The sequence below is a fragment of the Candidatus Saganbacteria bacterium genome (assembly GCA_016223245.1).
Taxonomy (GTDB): Bacteria; Margulisbacteria; WOR-1; order XYC2-FULL-46-14; family XYC2-FULL-37-10; genus JACRPL01.
This window is the reverse complement of the sequence record JACRPL010000002.1, coordinates 1-1,570: the sequence shown is the minus strand read 5'-3', so window position 1 is coordinate 1,570 and position 1,570 is coordinate 1. Positions and strand designations below refer to the sequence as shown.

The window sequence follows — 1,570 nt, the reverse complement described above, 5'->3', positions numbered from 1 at the left end:
TGGTGGGGCAGTGGCTGGGGCAGTTGGGTGTATTTTAACCTTGATCATGATCAAAATGTAAGGTTAACCATGGATTCACAGGGTAATGATGGCGATCGTGCAATGCAATGGGATGTTGAGGATGACGCTCATACGACTCATACAGAATATTTCAGTTTAAGCCCACTGCAAATCTGGATGAATGCTGGCACTCATAGAATCCGAGCTTATGTTGCTTCAAACGGGATTCCTGGGCGTCATTTTACAGACGTTTATGCTTATTTTACGGATCGCAAATTTAATCAATACTCATCTTCCAGTTCAAACTTTGGACAGACCTGGGAAAGCGCTTCCGGGCCGACCCAAGTTGATAGTTATGCAACTGGACCCACAACTTACCCCAATTATACGGCTGTAACATCATTCAGTTCCGTTGAACCTTATGCAAGAGGGGCAATCACTCATAATATCAGGGTTAATAATCATGATTTGTATTATAAAAGGGGATCTATTACGAATTATTCGGTTAGTGTTTTTTTGTTTTTTGGTATTTCTTGGTATACCGTGACTCCAATTATTTCATGGAGTAATGAAATCAAAATTACTAATATCGGTGACTATTTTACAAATTCCAATCCTTCCATCTGCGAAGATGCCAGCCACAATGCCTATGTTGCTTGGGAAGGACCAGGACCCGGAATTCCTCCTGGTATCCATGTTCCAGAAGCCTTCTTAAGGGATATCTATTTCCAAAAAATCCCCTCTAATTTTGCGCCAGTCAATGGCAGTGTCACAGCTGCAGCAGTGATTTCCAATGCTGAACCGCAAACCGTCACCGCTCAATCCACCACCCTCGAAGCTCCAACTTTGATTGCTCCCAAAGATAAGAATGATCCAGCGTATAGTGATATCACAACCCTGCGGCCGACGTTTCAATGGCAGCACCGGAGAAGTGGACAGTCGACAGTGGACAGTGGACAGTTGGAATATAAATTGCAGTTGGCTAAAAATGACAGCTTTACCATCGCGCCGCAAATTTTCTCTCGATCAGCCGCCAGCGGTTCATTGGTCGACAAAAATGATCTGACTTTATTTAATTATCGTTATGCCATCGATGAGTTCGATCCCGGGCTTGACCGTGACCACTATTATTGGAAAGTCACAGCCCTCACCACCAACGAAGCGGCCACGTCGGAAACACGCTCATTCACCGTCCAGCCCGACTTAACCTTAACCGGCGTAACTAACTACCCTAATCCTTTCAACCCCAATCGCGAAAAAACAAAAATCCGCTATCGGCTGGGTCGAGATGCTGACTCGGTCAAAATCAGAATTTACGACATCGCCGGCGCTCTTGTTACCGAACTTGATGGTTCAACTAATGGCGAAAGCAGTAACATTTGGTTAAAATATAACGATGTCGAATGGAATGGCCAGAATGGCAGCGGGTACATAGTCGTCAATGGAATTTACCCGTTTGAAGTTATTGCGCGACTTGGTGATCGAACATTGACGGAGAGAGGGAAGATAGCGGTGCTGAAATGATAAACTCTAAATACGAAACACTAAATTCTAAACAAATACAAAATGC

The 1,570-nt window shown here is 44.1% G+C and carries 1 protein-coding gene; it reads left to right on the top strand.

The genetic code is table 11. From position 1 onward, the window contains the following. A partial coding sequence (locus tag HZC34_00100; protein ID MBI5700237.1) for a hypothetical protein occupies positions 1-1,524 on the top strand: 1,524 nt, incomplete at its 5' end. Positions 1,525-1,570: the final 46 nt, after the last annotated feature.